Below are 25372 nucleotides of genomic sequence, written 5' to 3'. Positions count from 1 at the left end.
TGAAGACCATTTCATGATTTTCCACGCGAAACCAAGTTACTATCGGGGATGTCCACCAGCTATGGGCGGGTGCTCGGCACAGTTTTACTGACTCCGAACAAGGAGTGTTGCCTAACGGAAAAAAGTTTCCTATAGGAACATTATTGATGCATGCACCCGTATACTGTTCTGCCGTGATCGAGGCGATCCGCTGAAATCCTGGGCTGAATCGTTGCAATCTGTGCAGCTTGGGTCAGACTGACAGGAACGTTTCTTGGTAACTGATACAGAGCAGGTGGCCACCATGACTTCATCCTTAAAACGCACGCCTCTTCACGCTTTGCATGTTGAGTTGGGGGGTAAGTTGGTTGATTTTGCGGGATGGGAGATGCCTGTTCAATATCCTTTGGGGATTATGGGGGAGCATAAGCAGTGTCGTGAGAAGGCGGCGGTGTTTGATGTGTCTCATATGGGTCAGGTGATTTTGCGGGGCGAGAATGTGGGTGAGAAGCTGGAAGCGCTTTGCCCGCAGGCCTATGCGACGCTGAAGGAAGGCAAGGCGCGGTACGGGTTCTTTACGAACGCAGAAGGCGGGATCATGGATGACCTGATCGTGTCGAATGCGGGCGATCATTACTTTGTGGTGGTGAACGCGGCGCTGCGGCATCAGGACATTCCGCATATGCGTGAGCACCTTGAAGGCGTTGAAGTGATCGAGATTTTCGACCGCGCGCTGGTGGCGGTTCAGGGCCCTGCGGCGGAAAACGTTGTGGGCGAACTGTGCCCCGCCGCGCGTGATCTAAAGTTCATGGAAACCACGGTTGCCGATATCAACGGTGTTGAGTGCCGTATCTCGCGGCTGGGCTATACCGGCGAGGATGGCTACGAGATCTCGATCCCCGAGGACAAGGCGATCGAGATCACCAAAGCCTTTCTGGCGCATGAGGATTGCGAGCCGGCCGGTCTGGGCGCGCGCGACAGCCTGCGGCTTGAGGCAGGTCTGTGCCTTTATGGCAATGACATCGACCAGAGCACCTCGCCGGTCGAGGCCTCGCTGGGCTGGGCGATGCAAAAGCGCCGCAAGGAAGAGGGCGGTTTCCCGGGCGCGGCCCGCGTGCAAAAGGAACTGGCCGAAGGTCCCGCGCGCAAGCTGGTGGGCATCAAGCCCGAAGGCCGTGCGCCTGCGCGTCAGGGTGTGGAAGTGCGGTGCCTTGAGGGCAACAGCATCGGTCAGATCACCTCGGGCGTGTTTGGCCCCACGGTGGGTGGACCGGTGGCGATGGGCTATGTGAGCAAAGGCCATGGCGAGCCGGGCGAGAAGGTGAACCTGATCATCCGGGGCAAGCCGCAACCGGCTGAGATCGTGGCGCTGCCCTTCGTCAAACAGAATTACAAGCGTTGAAGTCAGGAGAGAGAGACATGGCAACCTATTATTCCGAAGAGCATGAATGGCTGAGCGTTGACGGCGACACCGCCACGCTGGGCATCACCAAACACGCCGCCGAGCAGTTGGGTGACGTGGTGTTCGTGGAACAGCAGGAAGCAGGCGACGAGTTCGAAAAAGGCGGCGAGATCGGCGTGATTGAATCCGTCAAGGCGGCGTCCGAGCTTTACGCACCGGTCGACGGCGAGATCACCGAGGTGAACGAGGCGCTGGCCGACAATCCCGGCGCGCTGAACGAAGACCCCGAAGGCGAGGCCTGGATCTACAAGATCAAGATCGCGGACGCCTCGCAGCTCGAAGACCTGATGGACGAGGCCGGCTACAAGGCCTTCATCGGTTAACTCAGGCGGCGGGTCCGTGCGCGGCCCCGCCCCTTCATCTGTTTCCAAATACTTCCGCCGGAGGCTCCTGCCGTCTCCGCCGGGCCTGACCTATCCTTGAGGAGCGCACACATGGCCTTCAAACTGACCGATTACGAAGCCTATGACTTCGCCAACCGCCGCCATATCGGGCCCAGCCCGACCGAGATGCGCGACATGCTCAAGGTGATCGGCTTCAAGACGCTAGACGAGCTGATCGACGCCACCGTCCCGCCCGCGATCCGGCAGAAAGAGCCGCTGGACTGGGGTCCGGCGATGACCGAGCGCGATGCGCTCTTTCACATGAAAGAAGTGGCGAGCAAGAACAAGGTTCTGACTTCGCTGATCGGTCAGGGCTATTATGGCACCACCACGCCGGCGCCGATCCTGCGCAACATTCTGGAGAACCCGGCCTGGTACACGGCCTACACGCCTTATCAGCCCGAGATCAGCCAGGGCCGACTTGAGGCACTGTTGAACTTCCAGACCATGGTCAGCGACCTGACCGGGCTGGACGTGGCCAACGCGTCCTTGCTGGACGAAGCCACAGCTGCCGCCGAAGCGATGGCCATGGCCAAGCGCGGCGGTCGGTCCAAGGCCAACAACGCGGCCTTCTTTGTCGACAAGAACTGCCACCCGCAGACCATCGCGGTGATTAAAACGCGCGCCGAGCCTCTGGGCATCGAGGTGCAGGTGGCTGATCCGGACACGCTGGATGCGGGCGCGGTCTTTGGCGCCATCTTCCAGTACCCCGGCACCCATGGCCATGTGCGCGACTTCACCGCCGAGATTGCGGCGCTGCATGAACACAAGGCGATTGCCATCGTCGCCGCCGATATCCTGTCGCTGGCGCTGCTGAAGTCGCCCGGTGAGATGGGCGCGGATATCGCCATCGGCTCGACCCAGCGCTTTGGTGTGCCGATGGGCTATGGTGGCCCGCACGCCGCGTATATGGCGACCACCGACAAGCTGAAGCGCTCGATGCCGGGCCGGATCATCGGTGTCAGCATCGACAGCCGGGGCAACAAGGCTTACCGCCTGGCGCTGCAGACCCGCGAACAGCACATCCGGCGTGAGAAAGCCAACTCGAACGTTTGCACCGCGCAGGCGCTGCTGGCGGTGATTGCCTCGATGTATGCCGTGTATCACGGCCCCGACGGCATCAAGGCCATCGCGCAATCGGTGCACCGCAAGACCTCGCGTATGGCTGCCGGTCTGGAAGAGGCAGGCTTTGCTGTGGAGCCGGAAGTGTTCTTCGACACGATCACGGTTGAGGTTGGCCATCTGCAGAAAACGGTCATGGAGGCCGCTGTGGCCCGGGGCGTCAACCTGCGTAAGGTCGGCGACACGAAAGTGGGCATCAGCCTGGACGAACAGACCCGCCCCGAGACCATCGAGGCGGTCTGGGGGGCCTTCGGCATCGACCGCAAGGATGACAGCTCGAACGTGGCCTATCGCCTGCCGGATTACGCGCTGCGCGAAAGCGAGTACCTGACCCACCCGATCTTCCACAAGAACCGGGCCGAGGCCGAGATCACGCGCTACATGCGCCGTCTGGCCGACCGCGACCTGGCGCTGGACCGGGCGATGATCCCGCTGGGCTCGTGCACCATGAAGCTGAACGCCACGATCGAGATGATCCCGGTCACCTGGCCCGAGTTCGGCAACCTGCACCCGTTCTGCCCCGAAGATCAGGCGCAGGGCTATCATGAGATGATCGATGATCTGAACGACAAGCTGTGCCAGATCACCGGCTATGACGCGATCAGCCAGCAGCCCAACTCGGGCGCGCAGGGTGAATACGCAGGCCTCTTGACCATCCGCAACTATCACTTCGCCCGGGGCGAAGGGCAGCGCAATGTCTGCCTGATCCCGACCTCGGCGCATGGGACCAACCCGGCCTCGGCCCAGATGGTGGGCTGGCAGGTTGTGCCTGTGCAGGCGGATGAGAATGGCAACATTGATCTGAATGACTTCCGCGCCAAGGCTGAAAAGCACTCCGATCATCTGGCCGCCTGCATGATCACCTACCCCTCGACCCATGGCGTGTTTGAGACCACCGTGCAGGAGGTCTGCCAGATCACTCATGATCACGGCGGTCAGGTCTATATCGACGGCGCCAACATGAACGCCATGGTCGGCCTGTCGCGTCCCGGAGACATCGGCGGTGACGTCAGCCACCTGAACCTGCACAAGACCTTCTGCATCCCCCATGGCGGCGGCGGCCCCGGCATGGGTCCGATCGGCGTCAAGGCGCATCTGGAGGAACATCTGCCCGGCCACCCGGAATACGGCACTGCCGTGGGTCCGGTCTCGGCGGCGCCCTTTGGGTCGCCCTCGATCTTGCCGGTTAGCTGGGCCTATGTGCTGCTGATGGGCGGCGCGGGTCTGACCCAGGCCACGAAAGTGGCGATCCTGAACGCTAACTACATCGCGGCGCGGCTCAAGGATGCCTACCCGATCCTCTACACCTCGGAAACGGGTCGCGTAGCGCATGAATGCATCCTCGACACCCGCCCGCTGGACGAGGCGGCCCATGTCAGCGTCGATGATATTGCCAAACGTCTGGTGGACAGCGGCTTCCACGCGCCCACCATGTCCTGGCCGGTGGCCGGCACCCTGATGGTCGAGCCCACGGAATCGGAACCCATGGACGAGCTGGACCGCTTCTGCGACGCCATGCTGTCCATCCGCTCCGAGGCACAGGACATCATCGACGGCAAGATCGACGCGGAAAACAACCCGCTGAAAAACGCCCCCCACACGGTGCGCGATCTGGTCGGCGACTGGGACCGCCCCTACACTCGTGAACAGGCCTGCTTCCCCCCAGGCTCCATGGGCGTCGACAAATACTGGTCCCCCGTCAACCGCGTCGACAACGCATATGGCGACAGAAACCTCATCTGCACATGCCCTCCAATGACCGAATACATGGACGCAGCTGAATAAACCTCAATCAATAAACCCCCGCCAACTGGCGGGGGTTTCAATCCGAATTCGGGAACGACTGCTCGCGGCCGAAGCGCTAAAGAAGGTGGAGGAGAAATGAAGCATTATGTCCCTGTAAATGACCATGCGCATTTGACCGAAACCACGTTGGCAAGACCCAAACGAGATCATCATATCGAGATCATTCTTTGCGAGGCCGAAGCGGAAGCATCGGCAGATATGCTGGTTGATTTCTATCGTGCCCTAAATGAACTGAACGAAGGCCATACATACATTACAAATATCCGCACCATTGCCGACGGCGCGGCGGGCGGACCCTTGCACTGGGCCGGGCGAACCGCGATTTTCTGGGGGGATATCTACAAAAGCTGGCCTCTGACACCGCCGGACAAAACCTGGATCGCCCAAGTATTGAACCTGTCCTCCCGATCAATTCTCGTTGGCGGTGCAGTGTTTCTTCTCGCCCAGACCGCTCGCGCAACCAAGCGAATTGCATCGGTTCACCCCAACTTTTCTGCCGCAGCGCAAGAGGTTGGACTGATCGACGTCGGTTCGGGTACATACTGGTCCTCAGATAGCCGCACCCATAGCGCATCAACCAGATTGGGCACGTTGCGTTTGTTGTCCGATTTTGTTGCCTTTGATCACGGTGAGCATCTGGCCGAGTCAGTACGCAGCTATATCGGGTTGGCCGACAGGCAAACTACATGCGCAAGCCAACTGGCAGCTCGATTGATCAGACGTTCAAAAGCCGACCCAATGGTGCGACAGGTTGTTGAAAAGATGCAGAACAATCTGGAGGATCCGCTTAGGATACCGGAACTTGCGATGGCGCTTGGTACATCAACGCGCCAGTTACAGCGGCGGTTTCTGGACAGAACGGGTGTAAAACTGCTGACAACGTATCGGGAACTTCGCCTAGAACGGGCCTATGGCCTGCTTCAATTTACCGAGATGACCTATCTTGAAGTGGCGACCGCTACGGGCTTTTCTTCCACAAGTGCATTGGTGCGTGCGTTCCGGGATCACTATGATGCATCGCCTGAAAGTGTACGAAATCGGCGATTTGCAGGCAAAACTCAGGCTGTTTAGATTGATCGTGTGAATCGACAGCGCAGTCGAATGCGGTTGATACCACACTGGGCCTGACCTTTTGGCATTCACCATTCATGAGGTTGACGACAGATACGATTGTTAGTCCAGTTAACAATGCTTTGCCACCGGCCCAAATATTGGCCCGGCTAAATCCTCAGTTGCCGTCTTTCAGACAGGCTCGCAGCTACGCGCTGGCTAATTGTTGTCGTGGGGCCTCTCGCTTGTGATCTGCGAAGTTGATACGCTGGTGTTTCGATCGATGCGATTTTGTACGGGTCGGTTATCCATCCAGGTCCGCACTAGGAAAAGAGAGCATGAAACCTAGGAATTTCGTTCCGAAAGGGGCCGCGACGTTCGACATCGATTATGACGGACCATCAAACGAGATCTATTTTCTGTTGCTGCCGAAACTCACCATGCTTGCTTTTAGCGCAGCGGTTGAACCGCTGAGGATCGCCAATCAGGTCACCAACAAAGAGCTCTACAAGTGGTTTCTGATCTCCGAGGATGGGAACCCTGTTCGATGCTCCAATGGAGTCGAAATAGCAGCTGACTTGGCTCTGCATAATTTACCGCGATCATCCAGATTGTTTGTGTGTTCAGGGATCGAACCATCGGAAAGCATTAATTCAACGATCCTTTCGTGGATCAGCCGTCAGAAAGCGTTTGGCTGCAAGCTTGGTGGAATTTGTACCGGCGCATTTACGCTGGCCAAGGCAGGTATGCTGACCGGCAAGAGGTTCACACTGCATTGGGAAAACCAACCCGCCTTTGTTGAACACTTCGAACACCTGACACCATCGGCTAACCTGTATGAGATTGACAAAGATCTGATGACCTGCGGTGGAGGTAACGCGGCAACCGATATGGTACTGGACATGATTGAAACCGACTTCGGAAAGGATCTGGCCATCATCGTCTCGGACATGTGCATCCACTCACGATCCAACAATCAAAAAACGCTCCAGAAATCCGCGTTTTCTGTCGCGTTGGGCAGTCGGAACCAATACCTGATCAACGCCATCCAGATCATGCATGAGAATCTGGAAGAGCCTCTGGATATCTCCGAGATTGCCAAGATCGTTCAGATTTCTCGCCGACAGTTGGAGCGGCTGTTTCAAAAATATGTCGAGGTTTCCCCGGTACAATTCTACATCGAGTTGCGTGTGGCGCGCGCTTACGCGTTGCTAAGCGAAACAGAAATGACCGTTGCTGAAATTGCGGCCGCCACGGGTTTTGGCAGCGCGACCCAACTGACAGTTCGGTTCAAGAAACGATACGGCGCAGCGCCGACTTCATTCAGGCGAGGCTGGTCGGGACAGAACGATTGAGAGATGCCGTGCCGGTGGACCCGTCTGCCATCGTACTCTACCCATCAGGGCTAGAGTCTGAGTTCGCCCCGCTCGGATAGCACCTGTAATCTGGGAACATTAACCGCCATGGAATTGAACCAAACCGAACTGCGCCAACTTAGGCGGTCATTCCACAGACACCCCGAATTGGGCTTCAATGAAACGAAAACCAAAGCCAAAGTTGCGGCGCTGCTGCGTCAATACGGGCTTGAAGTTCATGAAGGCGTGGGCGTGGTGGGTATCCTCAGGGCCGGTCAAGGCAACCGCGCGATCGGATTACGCGCAGATATGGACGCGCTACCCATTCAGGAAGCCAGCGATCATGATTACGTGTCACAAAATCCCGGCATTATGCACGCCTGTGGCCATGATGGTCACATGACGATGCTGTTGGGCGCAGCAAAGACTTTGTCCTCGGATCCCGGTTTCAGCGGCACGGTGGTGTTCCTGTTTCAACCGAATGAAGAGCTTGGACTGGGGGCCAAAGCGATGCTGGACGAGAATGTCTTGACGCGATTTCCAATCGAAGAAGTCTACGCCATACATAACTTGCCTAGGGCACCCGTCGGGCAGATGTCGACCCGAACTGGGCAGATCTGTTCCTCGGAAAGCCTGTTCGAAATTACGATCAAGGGGCAAGGGGGTCATGCGTCCATGCCGCAGGCGGGGCGTGACGCGCTGACGATCGGGTCCGAGATCGTTCTGGCGCTTCAGACAATTGTCGCACGCAAGCTGGCCCCGGGCGCCGGGGCGGTTGTGTCAGTGACCGAATTTCTGACCGACGGGCAGCGCAACGTTCTACCTGGAACGGCAACGCTAAAGGGTGATGCGCGGGCTCGCAGCCCTGAAGATCGAAACAAGATCGAAGAACACATGCGCAAGATTGCACATGGCATCGCATCCGCCCATGGCGTCGAAGTCCAAGTGGATTTCAAAACCGAATTCATCGAAACAGTCAACGCACCGATCCCGACCGAGGCTGCCATCCGCGTCGCGCAGCTATCCGGGCTGGACACACTTCCCAATCGTCAACCGATGAGCTTTTCAGAGGATTTCGCGCATTTTTGCAAAGCCGTACCCGGCTGCTTTATCCTACTGGGCAACGGTGAATCCGGCCCCAACGGACAACCGCTGCATTCGAACGACTACGATTTCAACGATGCGTTACTGCCGATCGGCGCGGAATTCTGGGCAAATCTCGTGCGCGATAGGCTTCCGCTTCAAGACGAAGACTGAACGGGGCCCAGCAACATAGCACCTTCGAACGGCCGTCAGATGAATGATCTAGGACGGCCGCTCACACTATAATTTGGACCTTACCCTTGCTAGAGCCTGATGCGGAATGCCGCAAACCCATCAGCGCCTTCACCGGCATCCTCGATTGTGACGCCTTTGACTTCGCCCATGTAGTCGCGCGCCTTTGGACCAGTTTCAAACAACACGGTAGTGTCAGAAAGCGGCGCGAACGACCAGTTTGCATCGGCCTTGGGATCGATTGTTCCTTGCTCGACGATATATCGCACGATCACGTCGCGGTTGGTGTCAGGGGCTTCGAACACGACGGTATCACCCATTGCGCCCGGGAAAGAACCGCCGCCCGAAGCACGATAGTTGTTGGTGGCAATGATGAACTCCATGTCATCCGTGACCGCCTCACCGTTGAAGGCCAAATCTACGATACGGGCTGCATCCGGGTTGATCTCTTCCCCCTTGGGTCCAAAGCGCGACGGTTGCGATAAGTCGATCTGGTAGGTCACACCGTCCATCACGTCAAAATTGTAGGAAGGGAAGTCCGCGTTTAGCAAAATCGCATCCTCGGATCCCGCCTCGATCTGGTTGAACATACCCGCCGAGCGTTCCAACCAACCCCGAACCTGAGCACCGTTCACGCGTACCGCGCGCACAGTATTGGGATACAGGTAAAGATCAGCCACGTTTTTGATCGCAACATCGCCCACCGGAACATCTGTGTAATAGTCCGGGCCGCCGCGACCCCCGGCCTTGAACGGCGCTGCAGCCGATAGAATGGGCAGACCTTCATGTTCGGTGCCCTTCATCATCTCTTCGACGTACCATTTCTGCGCGATCGAGACGATTTGCACCGATGGGTCATCCGCAACTAACGCGAAGTAGCTGTGCAGCGGGGCCGAAGTCTTGCCGACCGCGCGGCGTACATAGGCCAGTGTTTCGTCATGGTCTTTCGCGACCGAGTCCAGCACCTTCTGATCGTCGCCAACAAGTGCCGTGATCGAACGATCTTCGTTGCGTTTTGAAATCGGGCGCGCTTCAGACGTGGTCGTCACCACGCGCCATTCGTTTCCGTCGCGCTCAAGCAGCAGGTCCAGCAGGCCAAGATGCGACCCCCAGAAGCCGCCCATGACCGCAGGTTTACCCATCAAGGTCCCCGTTTCGACATCAATTCCAGGGCGATCCGCAAAGGTAGCGGACGGGAACACCAGGTGATTATGCCCGGTCACCAGCGCATCGATGCCATCAACCCCCGCCAAAACGACCGAAGCATTTTCCATTCCATCAGCATGATCAGCATCCCCAATGCCTGAATGCGACAGGGCAATGATCAGGTCACACCCTTGTTCTTGCATCTCGGGTACGTAAGCCTGCGCCGTTTCGACTATGTCACGCGCCTGCACGTTGCCTTCCAGATGCTTGCGATCCCAGTTCATGATCTGAGGCGGAGTAAATCCGATGACACCAACCTTGATCGGATGCTTGCTGCCATCCCCCATTTCAATCTCACGCTCAAGGATGGCATAGGGCTTCACCAGAGTCATATCATCGCGGGGGGACGCCCCAGTCTCTTTTGCAACATTGGCCAGAACCACGGGGAATTCTGCACCAGCAAGCGCTTTTTCAAGGAAATCTAGGCCATAGTTGAACTCGTGATTGCCCAAAGTGGCAGCGTCATAACCAACAGTATTGAAGGCAGTGATGATCGGATGGCTGTCGCCTTCTTTCATGCCACGCTCATACGCGATGTAATCGCCCATCGGATTGCCTTGCAGAAAATCTCCATTATCGACGAGCAGCGAATTTGTCGCCTCGGAACGGATCTCATTAATGATCGAAGCGGTCCGCGACAGCCCGACAGTATCGCGCGGTTTGTCCGCATAGTAATCGTATGGGAACACGTGAACATGGATGTCAGTGGTTTCCATGATCCTCAGATGCGCCTGATTGTTGGCCGCCGCCGCCGAAAAGGGATGCAAGGTGATGGCAGCAGCGCTGGCGGTCGTAGTGGCAAGAAACTGACGGCGCGAAATCAAACTACGATTGGAATAGGACATAAGGCACCTCTCAGGTTTGTGGATCGACGCGTGTTCTGGATGCTTTTCACAACAAGGGTATGACAGTGAAGATCTTTGCAACAAACATGTCGAACTTGGGGGTAGGATCCTAAAAGCCTATTGTATTGAATTGCTCAGTCCAAGCCACTTTACGCACCAAAGGCGATTGCAGCGAACTGCCCCCATCGTCAGTCCATCCAACCAATGGATGGCGGTTTCCGCGAGAGCGCTAGCTGAGAGTCAGACCCCCGAACAGCGGTCAAAGAGCGCCGCAACGCGCATTAGACCCTTGAGCCTGCCGGACATGATCTCGACGCGGTTTTGCCGTCTGTACCGACGCTTGTCATATTTGACCGGGGTCTTGCTTTGCGTTCAGCCTGCATTGCAGGCACGTATCCCCTTGTCTTGCAATGCTTCCCGGAACCGGTCGGCATCGTGGCCGCGTTCCCTGGGCAATCATTCGACATTTAGAAGGTCGCCAAGCATCGCGCATGCGCCAATGCCGACGCTGACCTGTCCGGCGGTGACAATCAGGTTAAGCGAACGCCTCTGGCTATCGCAGATGGCGTGTGACTTGGTGTTCGTGCCGCGTTTGGTTCGACCAATCAGACGCCCCCCTGCGCCGTTTTTCGAAAATTAACAAATACTTGCAACTTGCTTACATCAATTTTCTTTCAGAACATTCCCGTGTCCGGCCCGCCCAAAGTAAACATATTCAGAGCTGTATTCATCGCCGTCAGTTTGATTCTGGTGCTCGTTATCGTTGCCTCGTCAGTAGTCATATGACCCTCATTGCTGGTCTGGCGGCTCATCATCTTCACCAATATTTGTTTGTTCCGCACGGGTGGTCAAAACCGAATTGGGCACCACTTATCCGGATGAAGGCGAGCTGATCGACTAGGTGCAGCGGGCATTCGGCGATGGGATAAGCGCGCGGTACTATTGGCTTTATCGAGCCACTCGCGCGCTTCAGGTTTCAGCGGTTTTCTATCTGTTTGGCCTCGTTATGGTGCGAATTCAGGGTTTCAAGCTCTGCCCTGGAGGCGTTACGATCATTGCCATCGTGTTGGGTTGGTTCATGATACTGATCACTATGCAGATTATCTAAAAGATACTTTGGATTCTAAATGTTGGCTGGGTGATGAAATCCGCCATAATGATCCTGCTGCTGGTCTGCGGTAACCTTGGGAGCCTTCAATGTGGCTTCGCCAATGAAATCATCCTACCGACCATCATTCCTTCGTTTGTAGCCGGGATGGTCTATCTTACGGTCATCATCTTCACCTACATGGGGTTCGAAATTTGACCCGATTATATTTGAGATCTGATTCAAAGGCGCACTGGCATCAACGCTAGCTGACCAACCCAGTCGCGCTCACAATGAAATTCCGCGTGTATTAATGGCAACTGCTACTCAGCGGCGCTCTTGAGTGAAGCCATAAGGTTGCGAAACTTCTCACCTTGTACGGCGACATGGTCACGCAGCGCATTCGCTGTTTCTTCCGGTACGCCTTTTTTCAGGGCTCTGACAATTTCTTCGTGTTCGGCCATGGACTGGGCCATACGACCACGGAACCGAAGCTGCTGTCGACGGAATGGTTTGAGCCTTCTGTGCAGCTTGGAAGTTTCTTGCTCTAAGAATGCATTGCCGGACTGTTGATAGATGATTCGATGGAACCGCTCGTTTTCCAGGTAGTACGCATCGGGATTGCCCGCATCCACGGCCAGTTGGCATTTGCTGTTAGCTTCGGTCAGTTCAAGCAAAGCTTCATCGGAAATGCGCAACGCCGCAAGTCGACCACAAACGGCTTCAAGCTCGGCCATGACCTCGAACATCTCCATCAGTTCCACCGGGCCGGGCTGTCGGACAAAAGCGCCCCGCCGCGCTATCAGATCGACCAACCCCGACAAGGCAAGTCTCTGGAATGCTTCCCTAAGTGGCGTTCGTGAGACCCCGAACTGCTCAGCCAGTTTGACCTCATCTAGACGGTCACCGTCCGAAAATGTCCCGTCAAAAATCAGCTCTTCCAAATCCTGAGCGATGGTATCTGCAAGTCGTTGGTCCATAGATTTCTGTTTTACTTGTGATTAGGCGAGAACTCAAGAAATCATATCTTGTATACAATAACCTTGACTAAAAAAACATTGCTGCCCTATGCTTCTATTCATCCCCGGCTCATCCGGGACTGAAAACGGGAGGAAAAAATGAAATCAGTGTTCAAAACGGCCGTCGCTGCGTTGGCGCTTGCATCCGCAGGTACATTGGGGTCAGCGGAGGAACTGCGCCTGTCACATTAGTGGTCGAACAAGGACATTCGCCATCAAGTAGCACAGATTGTTGTAGACGAAGTTGCGGCGGCGGACGTTGATCTGGAAATCAAGATTTTCGGCTCGAAATCGCTGTTCAAGCCGCGCGAGCAGTACAAGCCGCTCAGCCGCGGTCAATTGGATATGACCATACTGCCGCTGTCCTACGCCGGCGGTCAGCAGCCTGCCTATAATCTGACGCTGATGCCGGGTTTGGTGAAAAACCACGATCACGCTGCCCGTCTGGCCGACTCGCCCTTCATGGAGGCGTTGGAAGAGAAAATGGCTCAGGACGACGTGATGGTGCTGGTGCATGGCTATCTGGCCGGTGGCTTCGCCGGTAAAGACAAGTGCATCACGAACCCTGAGGATGTCGCAGGCCTGCAGACCCGCGCGGCAGGTAAATCCTTTGAGCAGATGCTGGCCGGCGCTGACGCCTCGATCGCATCAATGGCGTCGTCAGAAATATATAACGCCATGCAAACCGGCGTTTTGCAGGCGGCCAACACGTCGTCCTCGTCCTTTGTCAGCTACCGCATCTACGAGCAGGTTGCCTGCTATACCCCTGCGGGCGATGTGGCGCTGTGGTTCATGTATCAGCCGCTGCTGATGAACAAATCCACCTTCGACGGACTGAACGAAGATCAGCAAGCCGCATTGCTGGCAGCATCGGAAAAGGCACAGGCCTTCTATTTAGAAGAGGCCAAGAAACAGGACGCCAACTCGGCCAAAGTTTTTGCCGACGCCGGTGTTGAGATTGCGGAGATGAGCGCCGAAGACTTCGAAGCATGGCGTACGCTGGCAATGGAAACATCTTACAAGGCCTTCGTAGAAGAGGTTCCTGATGGGCAGGACCTGCTGGACAAGGCTCTGGCAGTCGAATGACCCCATCTTGCCGGGCGGCCTGCCGCCGCTCGGCATCCGATCTTGGTTCTGATCTTCTCTGATCTTCAGACTTAATTGCATCTCAATCACAGGAGGCGCAAATGGCCGGTCATAGCTCTGCCGTTGCTTCCCACACAGGGAACAATCCCTTCCTTCGCTTTGTCGCTGCGCTTTCAACTCTGGCTGGATGGTGTTCCGCAGGCATGATCGTCGCTGCTGTCACCATCACCTGCCAGATGATCATCGTGCGCTTCGTGCTGAATCAATCGACCATTTGGCAAACCGAAGCGGTCATTTATCTGGTCATCGCCGCAACCCTGGTCGGTCTGCCTTATGTGCAGCGCCTGCGCGGTCACGTGAATGTTGACCTGATCCCGATTTCGCTCGCACCTCGAGCCCGCTTTTACATGGCGATCCTGACTTCGGTTCTGTCCATCGCCATCGTCTCAGTCATGCTGTTCTACGGCTACGAATATTGGCACTTCGCATGGGAGCGCGGCTGGAAATCCGACACGGTTTGGGGCGTTCGCCTGTGGATTCCCTACCTCGCCATCCCAGTTGGCTTTGGTCTGCTGCTGTTGCAACTGATCGCCGATCTCGTCGCCGTCCTGCTTGGCATCGATAAACCATTTGGTCTGGAGTAAAGCCGATGGATCCCCTTCTGCTCGGCGCTATTGTCGCCATCGCCACCATCCTTGTTCTTTTCTCGGGCGTGTCCGTGGCCATCGGCCTGCTGATCGTCTCGGCTGGGTTCCTGATCGTCTTCGACGGCCCGCGCTCGCTGGAACTGATGCCGGAAATCCTGTTCGGCAAACTCGATAACTTCGCCCTTCTGTCTATCCCGATGTTCATCATCATGGGGGCCTCAATCGCCTCTACCAGAGCCGGAGCGGATTTGTACGAAGCGCTGGAACGCTGGCTGACCCGTGTTCCCGGCGGTCTCGTCGTATCAAACCTCGGTGCCTGTGCCCTATTTGCGGCTATGTCCGGTTCGTCACCCGCGACCTGTGCCGCCATCGGCAAGATGGGTATCCCGGAGATGCGCAAACGTGGCTATCCTGACGGCGTCGCCGCCGGTTCGATCGCTGCGGGCGGTACACTGGGAATCCTGATCCCGCCATCGGTCACTATGATCGTTTACGGTATTGCCACCGAAACCTCGATTGGCCGTCTGTTTCTGGCCGGTGTGATCCCGGGCCTTATGCTGGTGGGTCTGTTCATGGCCTGGTCGCTGTATTCGACCTGGAAATCCGGTGACGCGACCCGTCTGGGTTCGGGCAGCTACACCTGGGCCGAACGGTTCGAGATTCTGCCGCGCGTGCTGCCCTTCCTCGGCATCATTCTGGGTGTGCTTTACGCCATGTATGGCGGTATCGCCACCCCGTCGGAAACGGCTGCTGTCGGTGCCCTGCTCTGCCTGCTGATCGCGATGATCATCTACAAGCTGTGGAACCCCAAGGACATCTGGGTCGTGCTGCGCGACAGCACCAAGGAAAGCGTGATGATCCTGTTCATCATCGCCGCTGCCGGTGTGTTCTCTTACATGCTCAGCTCGCTGTTCATCACACAGGCGATTGCCGAATGGATCGGTACGCTGGACGTGAACCGTTGGGTTCTGATGGGTGCGGTCAACGTGTTCCTGCTGATCGCCGGGTTCTTTCTGCCGCCCGTCGCTGTGATCCTGATGGCGGCACCGATCCTGCTGCCGATTATCACCACCGCTGGCTTCGATCCGATCTGGTTTGCGGTTGTACTGACCATCAACATGGAGATTGGCCTGATCTCGCCCCCTGTCGGCCTGAACCTCTATGTGATCAACGGCATTGCGCCCGACATCTCGCTCAAGACCATCCTGACAGGCTCTCTCCCCTTCGTGGCCTGCATGGTGATCGCGATTGTCCTGCTGTGCCTGTTCCCTGGTCTGGCCACATGGCTGCCTGACCTGGTGATGGGAGCAGCGGTATGACCCTGCTGGCGGATCTTCTATCCACCGTGTTCGAGCGGCGTTACCGCCGCGACGGCGCGGTGGCTCCGGATGGCCGACCGCTGACCGAACTGGCCGACCCGCTGGTTGGGTCAGCGGGAGAAACTTCGGGGCTGGCGCTGGCCGAGGAAATCCTGACCCGGTTCGATACGCTGAGTGATGACGACAAGCTGGAATTCTTCCGCTATCTCGCCACCGCCATGAATATCGATCCCAAGGCGGTACGTTCGTCACTGGACGAATACGAGCGCAACCCATCGAAAGCGACCTATCGCAGCTTTGCGGCTGCGGTGGAACCGGCCCGGCAGGAAATGATCCGCCGGTTGAACCGCGTGCCCGGTGCCACCGGCGCACTGGTACAGATGCGCGCTGATCTGCTGCGGCTGGGCGGCAAGGAGCCCGAATTGCAGGCGCTTGACCTGGACTTCCGGCACCTGTTTGCCAGCTGGTTCAACCGTGGCTTTCTGGTGCTGCGCCCGATCAACTGGGAAAGCCCGGCGCATATTCTGGAAAAGATCATTGCGTATGAGGCGGTCCACGCCATCGACAGCTGGGACGACCTGCGCCGCAGGCTGGAACCCACTGACCGGCGCTGCTTTGCCTTTTTTCATCCCTCAATGCCGGATGAGCCGCTGATCTTTGTCGAAGTGGCGCTGAACAGCGGTATTCCGGGTTCCGTACAGGCCTTGCTCGCCGAAGACCGCGATCCGTTGCCCGAAGATCAGGCCGATACGGCTGTGTTCTACTCGATCTCCAACTGTCAGGCCGGGTTGGCCAGCATCTCTTTCGGCAATTCGCTGATCAAACAGGTGGCCTCGGACCTGTCGGCTGAGTTGGCGGGGCTGAAAACCTTCGTCACGCTCTCGCCGATTCCGGGGCTGACCAAATGGTTGTCGCAGGAAGGCATCGATTGGAACATCGAAGAGCCCGATCAGATGAAAGCACTGGCCGCACATTACCTGTTGAACGCCAAAGGTCGGGGCGATCTGCCGTTCGATCCAGTGGCACGGTTCCATCTTGGCAACGGTGCGCTGGTCCATGCGGTTCATGCCGACGCAGATGTTTCGGACAAGGGCCGGGCACAGTCCGGTGGCACCATGGTCAACTATCTTTATGACCTTGGCCGCGTAGCGCAGAACCACGAACAGTTCGCCAACACCCGCGAGGTAATCGCCTCGTCCGAGGCCAAATCGCTTGCCGCGTCAGCCTCTCTCACCACGACACAGGAAAGGTAACCCTTATGGCCAATCCTCTCTATGACGGTTTGTTCGGCGCACATGCCGGTAAAGACACAGCCTTTTTGCAGTTGCTCGACGGAACGACCATCACCCATCAGGACTTCCTGAGCACCGCCGCACAAATCGCCCATGTTGCGACGCAGCTGGGCCTGAAACCCGGCGACCGGGTTGCGGCACAGATCGAGAAATCGCCCGAAGCGCTGGCGCTATATGCTGCCTGTGCGCAGGCAGGTCTTGTATTCCTGCCGCTCAATACCGCTTACACTGTGGATGAATTGACCTATTTCATCGAAAACAGTGGCGCCTCGCTGATCGTTTGTGACAGCCGGAGCGAAGAGAAACTCGCCCCGGTTGGTGCGCAGCTTGGCGCGAAGGTCGAAACCCTGAACGCCGATGGCAGCGGCAGCCTGATGGAGCAGGCTGCAGCAATGCCTGCCAGCTTTGAGACCGTTGACCGTGATGGCGACGATCTGGCCGCATTCCTCTATACATCGGGGACCACAGGCCGATCGAAGGGTGCGATGCTGACCCAGAACAACCTGTTGTCGAATGCACAGACGCTGGTCAAAGAATGGCGCTTCACATCCGACGACGTGCTGCTGCATGCACTGCCGATCTTTCACACTCACGGACTATTCGTGGCCACCAATGTCACGCTGGCTGCAGGCAGCAGCATCGTTTTTATGCCCAAGTTCGATCTGGATGAGATCATCGGGCGGATGCCCAATGCCACGACCATGATGGGTGTGCCAACCTTCTACACCCGCCTTCTGGACGATGACCGCTTCACCAAGAATCTGGCCGCACATATGCGCCTGTTTGTTTCAGGCTCGGCACCCTTGCTGGCCGAAACCCATGTACAGTTCGCAGAACGCACTGGCCATCGCATCCTTGAACGCTATGGCATGACCGAAACCAACATGAACACCTCGAACCCCTATGACGGTGACCGCCGCGCAGGCACGGTGGGCTTTCCATTGCCTGAGGTCGAGCTGCAGATCTGTGATTCAGACGGCAATGCGCTGGCTCAGGGCGAGATCGGCGAGATCGAGGTACGCGGGCCCAACGTGTTCAAAGGTTACTGGCAGATGCCGGAGAAGACTGCCGCCGAGCTGCGCGAGAACGGGTTCTTCATCACTGGCGATTTGGGCCGGATCGACGAAGACGGCTATGTTCATATTGTTGGCCGCAACAAAGACCTTATTATTTCAGGCGGTTACAACATCTATCCCAAAGAAATCGAGCTGGTTCTGGATGACCAGTCCGGCGTGCTGGAAAGCGCCGTGGTGGGCGTTCCACATCCCGATTTCGGCGAAACTGTTCTGGGCGTGATCGTTGCAGAGCCGGGCCAAACCCCCGATCTGGACGCAATGATGGAGGCCGTGCGCGGTAGCTTGGCGCGGTTCAAGCATCCACGCAAACTGATCCTGCTGGACGAACTGCCCCGCAACACCATGGGCAAAGTTCAAAAGAACATCCTGCGCGACCAATACAAAGACATGTTCGTGGCAGCGTAAGATGACCCTCCCCGGCCCAGTAGCCCCTCTTCTCGATAATGCTACGGGCCTAACTTCAACAACCAGGGCAGGCGGACCTGTTCCCTGCTCTGGTTGTTGAATTTTTCTACCTGCTGGAGAATCAGAAATGTATGGAAATATTCTAGTCCCTGTTTCCTTTGATACCGACCGCGACGCGCAAAGAGCGCTGGATGTCGCACAAACTCTCCGCTCGGATGGTGGTCATATCACTCTATTGCATGTCATTGAGCACCTTCCGCAATACACAAGCGACCTGCTTCCTGAAAACCATCTGGATATCGCAAAGACCAGTGTTACTGACAAACTGGGCCCACTAGTCGACGGGGTAGCGGACTCCAAAATTGAAATTGTCGAAGGACAGTCGGGCCGTGGAATTCTCGATTATGCAACGAATAACAATGCAGACTGCATCGTTATCGCAAGCCACCAGCCTGGATTGCAGGATTATCTTCTGGGGTCCACAGCGGCACGCGTAGTCAGGCATGCAAACTGTTCTGAACATGTGGTGCGATAGTCTGGTCTACGGGCCAGACGCAACGCCCACACACGACAGTCATACACCGCTAATACATCTGAAATGGCACTGAGCGGTCTATTCCAAGTCGTGTTTACGATATTCTCTAAGAGGAAAAAGAGTGACCAGCCCGAATACGTCTAAAGTGTTAATCCTTCTGGGCCCTCCTGGTGCCGGTAAGGGAACGCAATCCCGACTGCTTGAGCAAAAATTTGACTTGGTTCAGTTGTCGACAGGCGATTTGCTCCGCAGATCGATTGAAAGCGGCAGCGAAACAGGCAAGGCGGTGGAATCTATCATGGCTGAAGGCAGGCTCGTCGGAGATGACATCGTCATTTCGATCTTGCGTGACCGTATGAGCGATTCGGACTGTGCCGGAGGGGTGATATTAGACGGATTTCCACGCACGCTTAGTCAGGCGCGCGCATTGGATCAACTATTGGCGGAAACGGGGCAGCAGATCAGTGCTGTCGTCAGTCTTGCGGTGGATGACAAAAAAATGGTCGACCGCATTTCCGGTCGCTGTACCTGTGCAGGATGTGGCGAAGGTTACCATGATACATTCAAACCGCTTGAGGCAGCGGAACGCTGCGACAATTGCGGAGGCTCTGAGTTTAAGCGCCGTGCTGACGACAAGGCCGAAACAGTCGCTGCACGTCTGATTGAATATCGTGAACAGACTTCACCCTTGATCGACCACTATAGCCATATGGGCGTTTTGGCGAGTGTTAACGCAATGGGACCGATCGAGGCAATCAATCGAAGCATCGAGGCCGCCATATCGTCAAGGTCGTGATTACAAAAGAAAGCAGAGGTATCAGACCTTCGCAATTACGCTTGGCCAAAGCAAAAACAGACCCAAGAAAGGCTGTTCAGACGTCATTTTCTTAAATGCGAAGCGTCTTTAAGAAAAGAAAAGCGCTTGCGATAATCTCCTGGCGAGAGGTCGACTATTTCGTGAAACATTCGGCGGAATGCTGAAACATCCATATACCTCATATCCCGGGCGATGGTTTCGATACTGGACTGCGATAGTTCCAGCCTCTGACAGGCATTGGTGATGCGACGCTGTTGCAGGTATTCCGATGGCGTGAAACCCGTGGCCGTCAGGAATCGGAATCCAAAAGTGCGCAGCTCAAGTCGAGCGGTGCGGGCCAATTCGGAAACCGGGATCGGGCCCGCATAACGCATTTGCACCCAATGCTGCGTTCGAAGGATTGCGTTGTCCCCATGAGTCAGGTTGGGCGAAAAAGAGATGTAAAAGCTCTGCGCCCGCTCGCCAGGGTCGATCAGAAAAAAACCGGGCGACCTGCATCAGTGGTCGCGGTGCGAGCAGCTTGTTGGGCAAAGTGCTACTGCCACCTCCAACGAACAAGACAGGGGATGCCAGATTGAGATCGACGTTCACTCGGTCCCAGATCTATTGTTCATAAGGCATCACCAAATTGGACTATGTCGTTCTAGGAGGTTTAGTCGGTAAGATCTTTTTGCGACGCATGTAAGGTGCGCTCTGCAGCATTCCAGCCACTACTCGAGCACCCATTGCAGAGAGCAGTCCCATGACCGTCGGAGATGACGGCCATTGGGACAGTCATCACGTCAAGCGCCGCTCGCACATTATTGATCGCAGCCTTGCACTCGTATTTTGCGACAAGGCTTCGCACGCGCTGCCTGAAGAAACCCGGCGAGGAAGGTTGCGATGACTGCAACCCATGTCACCAATGGGGTGTCGAAGAACGAGGCAATTACACGGCCTGCGGCGACCTCAAATATTAACCCTATGGCAGCCCAAAAGAGGATCGAACTGATTGTGAACAAGAACATCAATGCGATCCAGTCAAAAGCCACCTTAATTCGCGAGTTGCTCCTGAGTTGCAGGTTCTCTTTACACCGATCTGTCGAGATGTCGGTAAAAACTGAGTTTCGGAATACAAGCAAAATGAGAAATCCACTGCGACTGAGCTTCCCAAGTGTTGTTATTGCCCGCGCCTACGCAGTGTCATGTTTTGTATTTAAGTGATTTTCTTTTCGCTCTTTCAGCAGGTTCGTCAACCAATCCGGGTCCATCTCGGGAACCGAACTTAGCAGCAGCTTTGTATAGTCCGGGAAGGGTTCGGATAGAACGGTATTCTTCAATCCCTGCTCGACGACTTGACCATTCAGCATCACAACAATCTCGTCCGAAATAGCCTCGACCGTGGCAATGTCATGCGTGATGAACAGATAGGAGATTCCGCGCTCTTTTTGTAGGCGCATCAGCAATTGCAGTATGCCTTCCTGCACAATCTGGTCCAGTGCGGACGTCACTTCGTCACAAATAATCACCTCAGGGTCCGCGGCCAGAGCGCGCGCAATGCAAATTCTCTGTTTTTGTCCGCCGGACAATTCGCTGGGAAGACGATCGTAGAAGTCTTCCGACAACTCGATGGCTTCAAGCAGTTCGATGACCCGGTCCTGCTGCGCCCGGCCCCGCAGACCATGATAGAATTCCAGCGGACGTCCAATGATTTCACCTACGGTTTGACGCGGGTTCATCGCGGTATCGGCCATCTGATAGATCATCTGAATTCTGCGCAGCTGATCACGGCTGCGGTTTTTCAGTTCGTTTGGCAGGACCTCGCCATTGAACGTGACCTGCCCGCTTGTGGCGGGCAGCAAGCCGGTGATCACCCGCGCCGTGGTCGATTTACCAGATCCGGATTCGCCGACAATCGACACCGTGCGCCCCCGCGGCAGGCTGATTGACACATTGTGCAACACCTTGGCGCTCTTGCCATAGGCCGCATCCACACCGTCAATTTTAAGGATGATATCATCCGAAGTCTCGGCTTGTTTTTGCAACAGACGCACGGACCAGAGGGATTTGGTATACTCTTGCTCGGGCGCAGACAGCATTTTGCGCGTTTCCGCCTCTTCTACCTCTTCTCCATAGCGCAGCACCTTGATCCGGTCCGCCATCTGCGCGACCACCGCCAGGTCATGGGTTATGTAGATTGCGGCGGTATGAAATTCTTCGACGATCCGGCGCATAGCAGTCAGAACTTCGACCTGGGTCGTCACATCCAGCGCAGTTGTCGGTTCGTCGAAAATGATCAGATCGGGACGGGGTGACATCGCCATGGCTGTCATGATCCGCTGTAACTGGCCACCGGAGACCTGATGCGGATAGCGGTCACCAATCGTTTCGGGATGCGGTAACGACAACGAGGCATAAAGCGCGCGGGCATCCTCACGCGCGACATTCTCGGGTTGCAGTCCCTCGCGCACCGTTGCAGCAACGGTCTGATCCAACAACTTATGCGCCGGGTTGAACGACGCAGCCGCCGATTGGGCCACATAGGCTATCCGCGATCCCCACAGATGCTGCAGCGCGTGGTCGTCCAGATCCCGCAACTCCTGCCCCTTGAACCGGATCGAACCGCCCGTGATACGACAGCCGGGCTGCGTGTATCCCATAGCCGCTTTGCCCAGCGTCGACTTGCCCGCACCACTTTCGCCTATCAGGCCCAGCACCTCACCGCGCTTCAGGGTCAGGTTGACACCTTTGATGATCGGATTCCACTTTTCGTCCGAGAACCCCTCGATACGGATGTCGCGCATATCCAGCAGAAGGTCAGTCTCAGTGTTCATCGCGTAATCCACTTGTTTTGTGCAAGAACCAGTCGACGACAAAGTTGACCGCCACAGTGATCAACGCGATCGAGGCAGCGGGCAGCAGCGGCGTGATCCCGGCCTTGAAATCATATTTGGCGAACTGGATCAGGTTGGCGGTCTCGCGCACCATTGTGCCCCAATCGGCGGTGGGGGGCTGAATACCGACGCCCAGAAAGCTGAGCGCAGCGATGGTTAGGAAAACGAAACAGAATCGCAGCCCGAACTCGGCCACCAGCGGAGGCATGATGTTGGGCAAAATCTCGCGACGCATCACCCAAGGCAGTTTTTCCCCGCGCAGCCGAGCTGCCTCGACATAATCCATCACTGCCACGTTCACCGCCACAGCGCGAGTCAGGCGGAACACGCGGGTTGAATCCAGAATCGCAATAATCAAAATCAACGACAGCGCCGACGAGCCGAAAATCGACAGCAGCATCAGCGCGAAAATCAGGCTGGGAATGGCCATAAATACATCTACGCCACGGCTGATCAATTGATCCAGCCAACTGCGGTTAATCGCAGCGATCAGCCCCAGACCACCTCCAATGAAGAACGCCAGCAGCGTAGTGACAAAAGCGATACCAATGGTGTTGCGCGCACCATAGATCAGCCGCGACAGGATATCACGCCCGATCTGGTCGGTACCCAGCCAATGCTCGGACGACCAGGGTGCGTAAGGCGTCGGGAATACCTCGGCCTCACCATAAGGCGCGATGACCGGCGCTCCGATTGCCATGACTAGATAGAACAGGATCACAAACATGCCGAAAATTGCTGTCGGCGGCGCTTTCTTCAGCTCGATCCAAATACGCTCGCGCTTGCTGCGACGGGTCCGCACCCGACCCACCTCGGCGGCGGCTGAATATGTCTTGCTTGTCTGGCTCATTTTGGGTGCAGAAGCCTCGGGTTGGTGACGATTCCAATGATGGCGGCAATCAGGTTCAGAAGGACATATGTGGCGGCGAATATCAGGGCGGACGCCTGAACCACCGGGATATCGCGCGAGCTGACCGCATCGACCATCAGTTGGCCGACGCCGGGATAGACGAACACCACCTCGACCACGACCACTCCAACTACCAGATAGGCCAGGTTGAACGCGACCACCGTTGAAATTGGCGCCCACGCATTGGGCAGCGCGTGATGCAGAACCACGCGGCGGGCGTTCTCTCCTTTCAACCGCGCCATCTCGACATAGGGTGAAGCTAGAAGACTGATCAGCGAAGCCCGCGTCATACGCATCATGTGCGCGACGATTACAAGTGTCAGTGTAAGCGCAGGTAATATGCATTTGACGATCCGCTCGACCAGCGGCATCCCTGGCTCCACATTGGCCAACGACGGCAACACCGGCCATAGCGTTCCGAACAGCAAAATCAGGATATAGGCCACGAAGAACTCGGGGAAAGAGATCGCCGTCAAGGTGCTGGCGCTGGCCAGCTTATCATAGCGCGAATTGCGCCACAGCGCGGTGGTGATGCCCAGAAACAGCGCTAGCGGAACCGAGATCAGCGCCGCCATACCCGCAAGAAACAATGTGTTCCATAAGCGCGGTGCGACCAGTTCCACTACCGGACGTGATCGATCCACACCCGAACTCGCCCGACCTGAGAACGACGTTCCCAGATCCCCGGTCGCCAACGCACCGATCCAATCGAAATATCGGATATAGGCAGGTTTATCGAGGCCAAGCTCCGCCCGGATCACCTTTCCTGTCCTCTCAGATGCAGAAACTGCAGAGCGGCCGGATTTCGCGTCGTATCTTCATATCAAGCGCTCTGGCTGCGGGCCTTGCCATTCCGGCGGCACTGAGCCTATCCTGACAAGCACTTGCGCAGGTCCCTAAAAAAGGCGGAGCGATCAAATTTGGCTTTGGCAGCGGTTCGACTACCGACTTTTTAGACCCAGCAACCTATGAAGGCACGATCAAAACCGCTGTCGCCTATCTGTTCGGCAACAACTTGATCGAATTAGACGCAAACGGAAATTTGGTGCCCGAACTCGCGACCGAGTTTTCCTCGAACGACGCAATCACTTGGGTATTCACCCTGCGTGAAGGGGTCGAGTTCCACAACGACCAAACCCTTACCCCTGCCGTTGTCATCGCCACAATCGACCACCACTGTGGCGAAGGATCGAAATCTGCGGTGAACGGTTTGGTTGCCCAAATCAAATCGATGCGCGCCGATGGCAACAACTTGGTGTTCGAGCTGGATCCGGCAAATGCCGACTTCCCATCATCCTGTCTGGCTATCACTTGGTCATTATGCCTTCGACCGATGGCAAATTGACCGACCCACAATCCGGAATTGGCACCGGTGGCTAAATCATTGAGGTGTACGAGCCTGGCGCACAGGCGAAGCCGCCGATCGCTTCAACGCCATCGTGGTCGAGGCCCGTGCAGAGCTGGACGACGCCAAACGCCGCACTCTGTATGCCGAGGCGCAGACTTTGGTTCATGATGATGGCGGTGCAATCGTTCCGATGTTCGCCAATCATATCATGGGTGTTGCCAAAACCGTCGCCCAGGGCGAGATCGCCGCGAATTGGGAAATGGATGGTGCCAAAGCCCCTGAACGCTGGTGGCTTGCCTGATCGAGCGCTCGCCGTCTGACGGCCCGTTTCGGCAGATCTCTGGCCTGCTACGACGATAGATGTCGCTTGCAGGCCTTTCTGTCGCAATCCAGCTTGCTGCGGCTATCTTGAAACTGCACATTTCGCCCATGACACAGACTGATATTCCGAAACCTACGGACCGCCGCGCAACCG

Annotated in this window: 21 protein-coding genes and 2 pseudogenes; 16 read left to right on the top strand and 7 right to left on the bottom strand. The window is 56.5% G+C overall.

Annotated features, from left to right (window positions below):
- The first annotated feature begins 283 nt into the window (after positions 1-283).
- The 6 genes from gcvT (at position 284) to ACR0AW_RS10745 (ending at position 8414) form a co-directional block, all read left to right on the top strand.
- Positions 284-1381 carry a glycine cleavage system aminomethyltransferase GcvT gene (gene gcvT, locus ACR0AW_RS10770; protein ID WP_480439042.1) on the top strand — a complete coding sequence of 366 codons (1098 nt, stop codon included), beginning with the start codon at positions 284-286 and terminating at the stop codon, positions 1379-1381.
- Between the two features lie 17 nt (positions 1382-1398).
- A complete protein-coding gene (gene gcvH, locus ACR0AW_RS10765; protein WP_170393732.1) occupies positions 1399-1764 on the top strand; it encodes a glycine cleavage system protein GcvH in 366 nt (121 codons plus the stop codon).
- Between the two features lie 111 nt (positions 1765-1875).
- The gene (gene gcvP / locus ACR0AW_RS10760; protein ID WP_170776273.1) at positions 1876-4731 is read left to right on the top strand and encodes an aminomethyl-transferring glycine dehydrogenase; all 2856 of its coding nucleotides are present in this window, start codon (positions 1876-1878) and stop codon (positions 4729-4731) included.
- Positions 4732-4827: 96 nt separating this feature from the next.
- Positions 4828-5823, top strand: coding sequence for a helix-turn-helix domain-containing protein (locus ACR0AW_RS10755; protein ID WP_170732840.1), 996 nt, complete (start codon positions 4828-4830; stop codon positions 5821-5823).
- 317 nt (positions 5824-6140) lie between these two features.
- Entirely contained in the window at positions 6141-7157 is a 1017-nt protein-coding gene (locus ACR0AW_RS10750) for a GlxA family transcriptional regulator (RefSeq protein WP_170732839.1), read from the top strand.
- A 108-nt stretch (positions 7158-7265) separates the two neighbouring features.
- A complete protein-coding gene (locus ACR0AW_RS10745; protein ID WP_170732838.1) occupies positions 7266-8414 on the top strand; it encodes an amidohydrolase in 1149 nt (382 codons plus the stop codon).
- A gap of 89 nt (positions 8415-8503) precedes the next feature.
- Here ACR0AW_RS10745 and ACR0AW_RS10740 read toward each other — a convergent pair whose 3' ends face one another.
- Together ACR0AW_RS10740 and ACR0AW_RS10735 are read right to left on the bottom strand one after the other, a co-directional pair.
- A complete protein-coding gene (locus tag ACR0AW_RS10740; protein ID WP_170732837.1) occupies positions 8504-10483 on the bottom strand; it encodes a bifunctional 2',3'-cyclic-nucleotide 2'-phosphodiesterase/3'-nucleotidase in 1980 nt (659 codons plus the stop codon).
- A gap of 240 nt (positions 10484-10723) precedes the next feature.
- A pseudogene (locus tag ACR0AW_RS10735) lies at positions 10724-11116 on the bottom strand (IS5/IS1182 family transposase); the annotation flags it as partial.
- A gap of 508 nt (positions 11117-11624) precedes the next feature.
- Between ACR0AW_RS10735 and ACR0AW_RS10730 the strand changes: the two are divergent.
- On the top strand, positions 11625-11789 hold the full coding sequence (locus ACR0AW_RS10730; RefSeq protein ID WP_170732836.1) for a hypothetical protein: 165 nt from the start codon (positions 11625-11627) through the stop codon (positions 11787-11789).
- Positions 11790-11893: 104 nt separating this feature from the next.
- Here ACR0AW_RS10730 and ACR0AW_RS10725 read toward each other — a convergent pair whose 3' ends face one another.
- Positions 11894-12550: a GntR family transcriptional regulator gene (locus ACR0AW_RS10725; protein ID WP_170423179.1), complete on the bottom strand. Its 657-nt coding sequence runs from the start codon at positions 12548-12550 to the stop codon at positions 11894-11896.
- A 138-nt stretch (positions 12551-12688) separates the two neighbouring features.
- Here ACR0AW_RS10725 and dctP point away from each other — a divergent pair.
- From dctP to ACR0AW_RS10690, 7 genes and pseudogenes are all read left to right on the top strand, one after another.
- Positions 12689-13675, top strand: a pseudogene (dctP, locus tag ACR0AW_RS10720) (TRAP transporter substrate-binding protein DctP).
- A 101-nt stretch (positions 13676-13776) separates the two neighbouring features.
- Positions 13777-14319 carry a TRAP transporter small permease gene (locus ACR0AW_RS10715; protein WP_170732835.1) on the top strand — a complete coding sequence of 181 codons (543 nt, stop codon included), beginning with the start codon at positions 13777-13779 and terminating at the stop codon, positions 14317-14319.
- Positions 14320-14324: 5 nt separating this feature from the next.
- On the top strand, positions 14325-15641 hold the full coding sequence (locus tag ACR0AW_RS10710) for a TRAP transporter large permease (protein ID WP_170423173.1): 1317 nt from the start codon (positions 14325-14327) through the stop codon (positions 15639-15641).
- Positions 15638-16894 carry a malonyl-CoA decarboxylase gene (locus ACR0AW_RS10705; protein WP_170732834.1) on the top strand — a complete coding sequence of 419 codons (1257 nt, stop codon included), beginning with the start codon at positions 15638-15640 and terminating at the stop codon, positions 16892-16894. Before ACR0AW_RS10710 ends, ACR0AW_RS10705 begins: the two co-directional genes overlap by 4 nt.
- Positions 16895-16899: 5 nt before the next feature.
- The gene (locus tag ACR0AW_RS10700) at positions 16900-18414 is read left to right on the top strand and encodes a malonate--CoA ligase (protein WP_170732833.1); all 1515 of its coding nucleotides are present in this window, start codon (positions 16900-16902) and stop codon (positions 18412-18414) included.
- 127 nt (positions 18415-18541) lie between these two features.
- A complete protein-coding gene (locus ACR0AW_RS10695; protein ID WP_170732832.1) occupies positions 18542-18949 on the top strand; it encodes a universal stress protein in 408 nt (135 codons plus the stop codon).
- 121 nt (positions 18950-19070) lie between these two features.
- Entirely contained in the window at positions 19071-19745 is a 675-nt protein-coding gene (locus ACR0AW_RS10690; protein ID WP_170732831.1) for an adenylate kinase, read from the top strand.
- Positions 19746-19828: 83 nt separating this feature from the next.
- On the opposite strand, the gene ACR0AW_RS10685 is transcribed toward ACR0AW_RS10690, so the two are convergent.
- The 4 genes from ACR0AW_RS10685 to ACR0AW_RS10670 all read right to left on the bottom strand — a co-directional run bounded on the left by ACR0AW_RS10685 (position 19829) and on the right by ACR0AW_RS10670 (position 24310).
- A complete protein-coding gene (locus ACR0AW_RS10685) occupies positions 19829-20140 on the bottom strand; it encodes a helix-turn-helix domain-containing protein (protein ID WP_170611906.1) in 312 nt (103 codons plus the stop codon).
- A gap of 798 nt (positions 20141-20938) precedes the next feature.
- On the bottom strand, positions 20939-22579 hold the full coding sequence (locus ACR0AW_RS10680; protein WP_170732829.1) for an ABC transporter ATP-binding protein: 1641 nt from the start codon (positions 22577-22579) through the stop codon (positions 20939-20941).
- Positions 22569-23489, bottom strand: a complete 921-nt coding sequence (locus tag ACR0AW_RS10675; RefSeq protein ID WP_170596389.1) for an ABC transporter permease — start codon at positions 23487-23489, stop codon at positions 22569-22571. Before ACR0AW_RS10675 ends, ACR0AW_RS10680 begins: the two co-directional genes overlap by 11 nt.
- On the bottom strand, positions 23486-24310 hold the full coding sequence (locus ACR0AW_RS10670; RefSeq protein WP_170732828.1) for an ABC transporter permease: 825 nt from the start codon (positions 24308-24310) through the stop codon (positions 23486-23488). The genes ACR0AW_RS10675 and ACR0AW_RS10670 overlap by 4 nt, the downstream gene beginning before the upstream one ends.
- 284 nt (positions 24311-24594) lie before the next feature.
- Here ACR0AW_RS10670 and ACR0AW_RS10665 point away from each other — a divergent pair, with 284 nt between their 5' ends.
- Both ACR0AW_RS10665 and ACR0AW_RS10660 read left to right on the top strand, forming a co-directional pair.
- Entirely contained in the window at positions 24595-24894 is a 300-nt protein-coding gene (locus tag ACR0AW_RS10665; protein ID WP_480439036.1) for an ABC transporter substrate-binding protein, read from the top strand.
- Positions 24895-24988: 94 nt separating this feature from the next.
- Complete coding sequence (locus tag ACR0AW_RS10660; RefSeq protein ID WP_480439034.1) at positions 24989-25198, top strand: hypothetical protein; 210 nt, start codon at positions 24989-24991, stop codon at positions 25196-25198.
- The last annotated feature ends 174 nt before the right edge of the window (positions 25199-25372 follow it).

Source organism: Ruegeria sp. C5 (assembly GCF_056537605.1).
The sequence above is the reverse complement of the archived record's forward strand: the minus strand, read 5'-3'. Positions and strand labels throughout refer to the sequence as shown.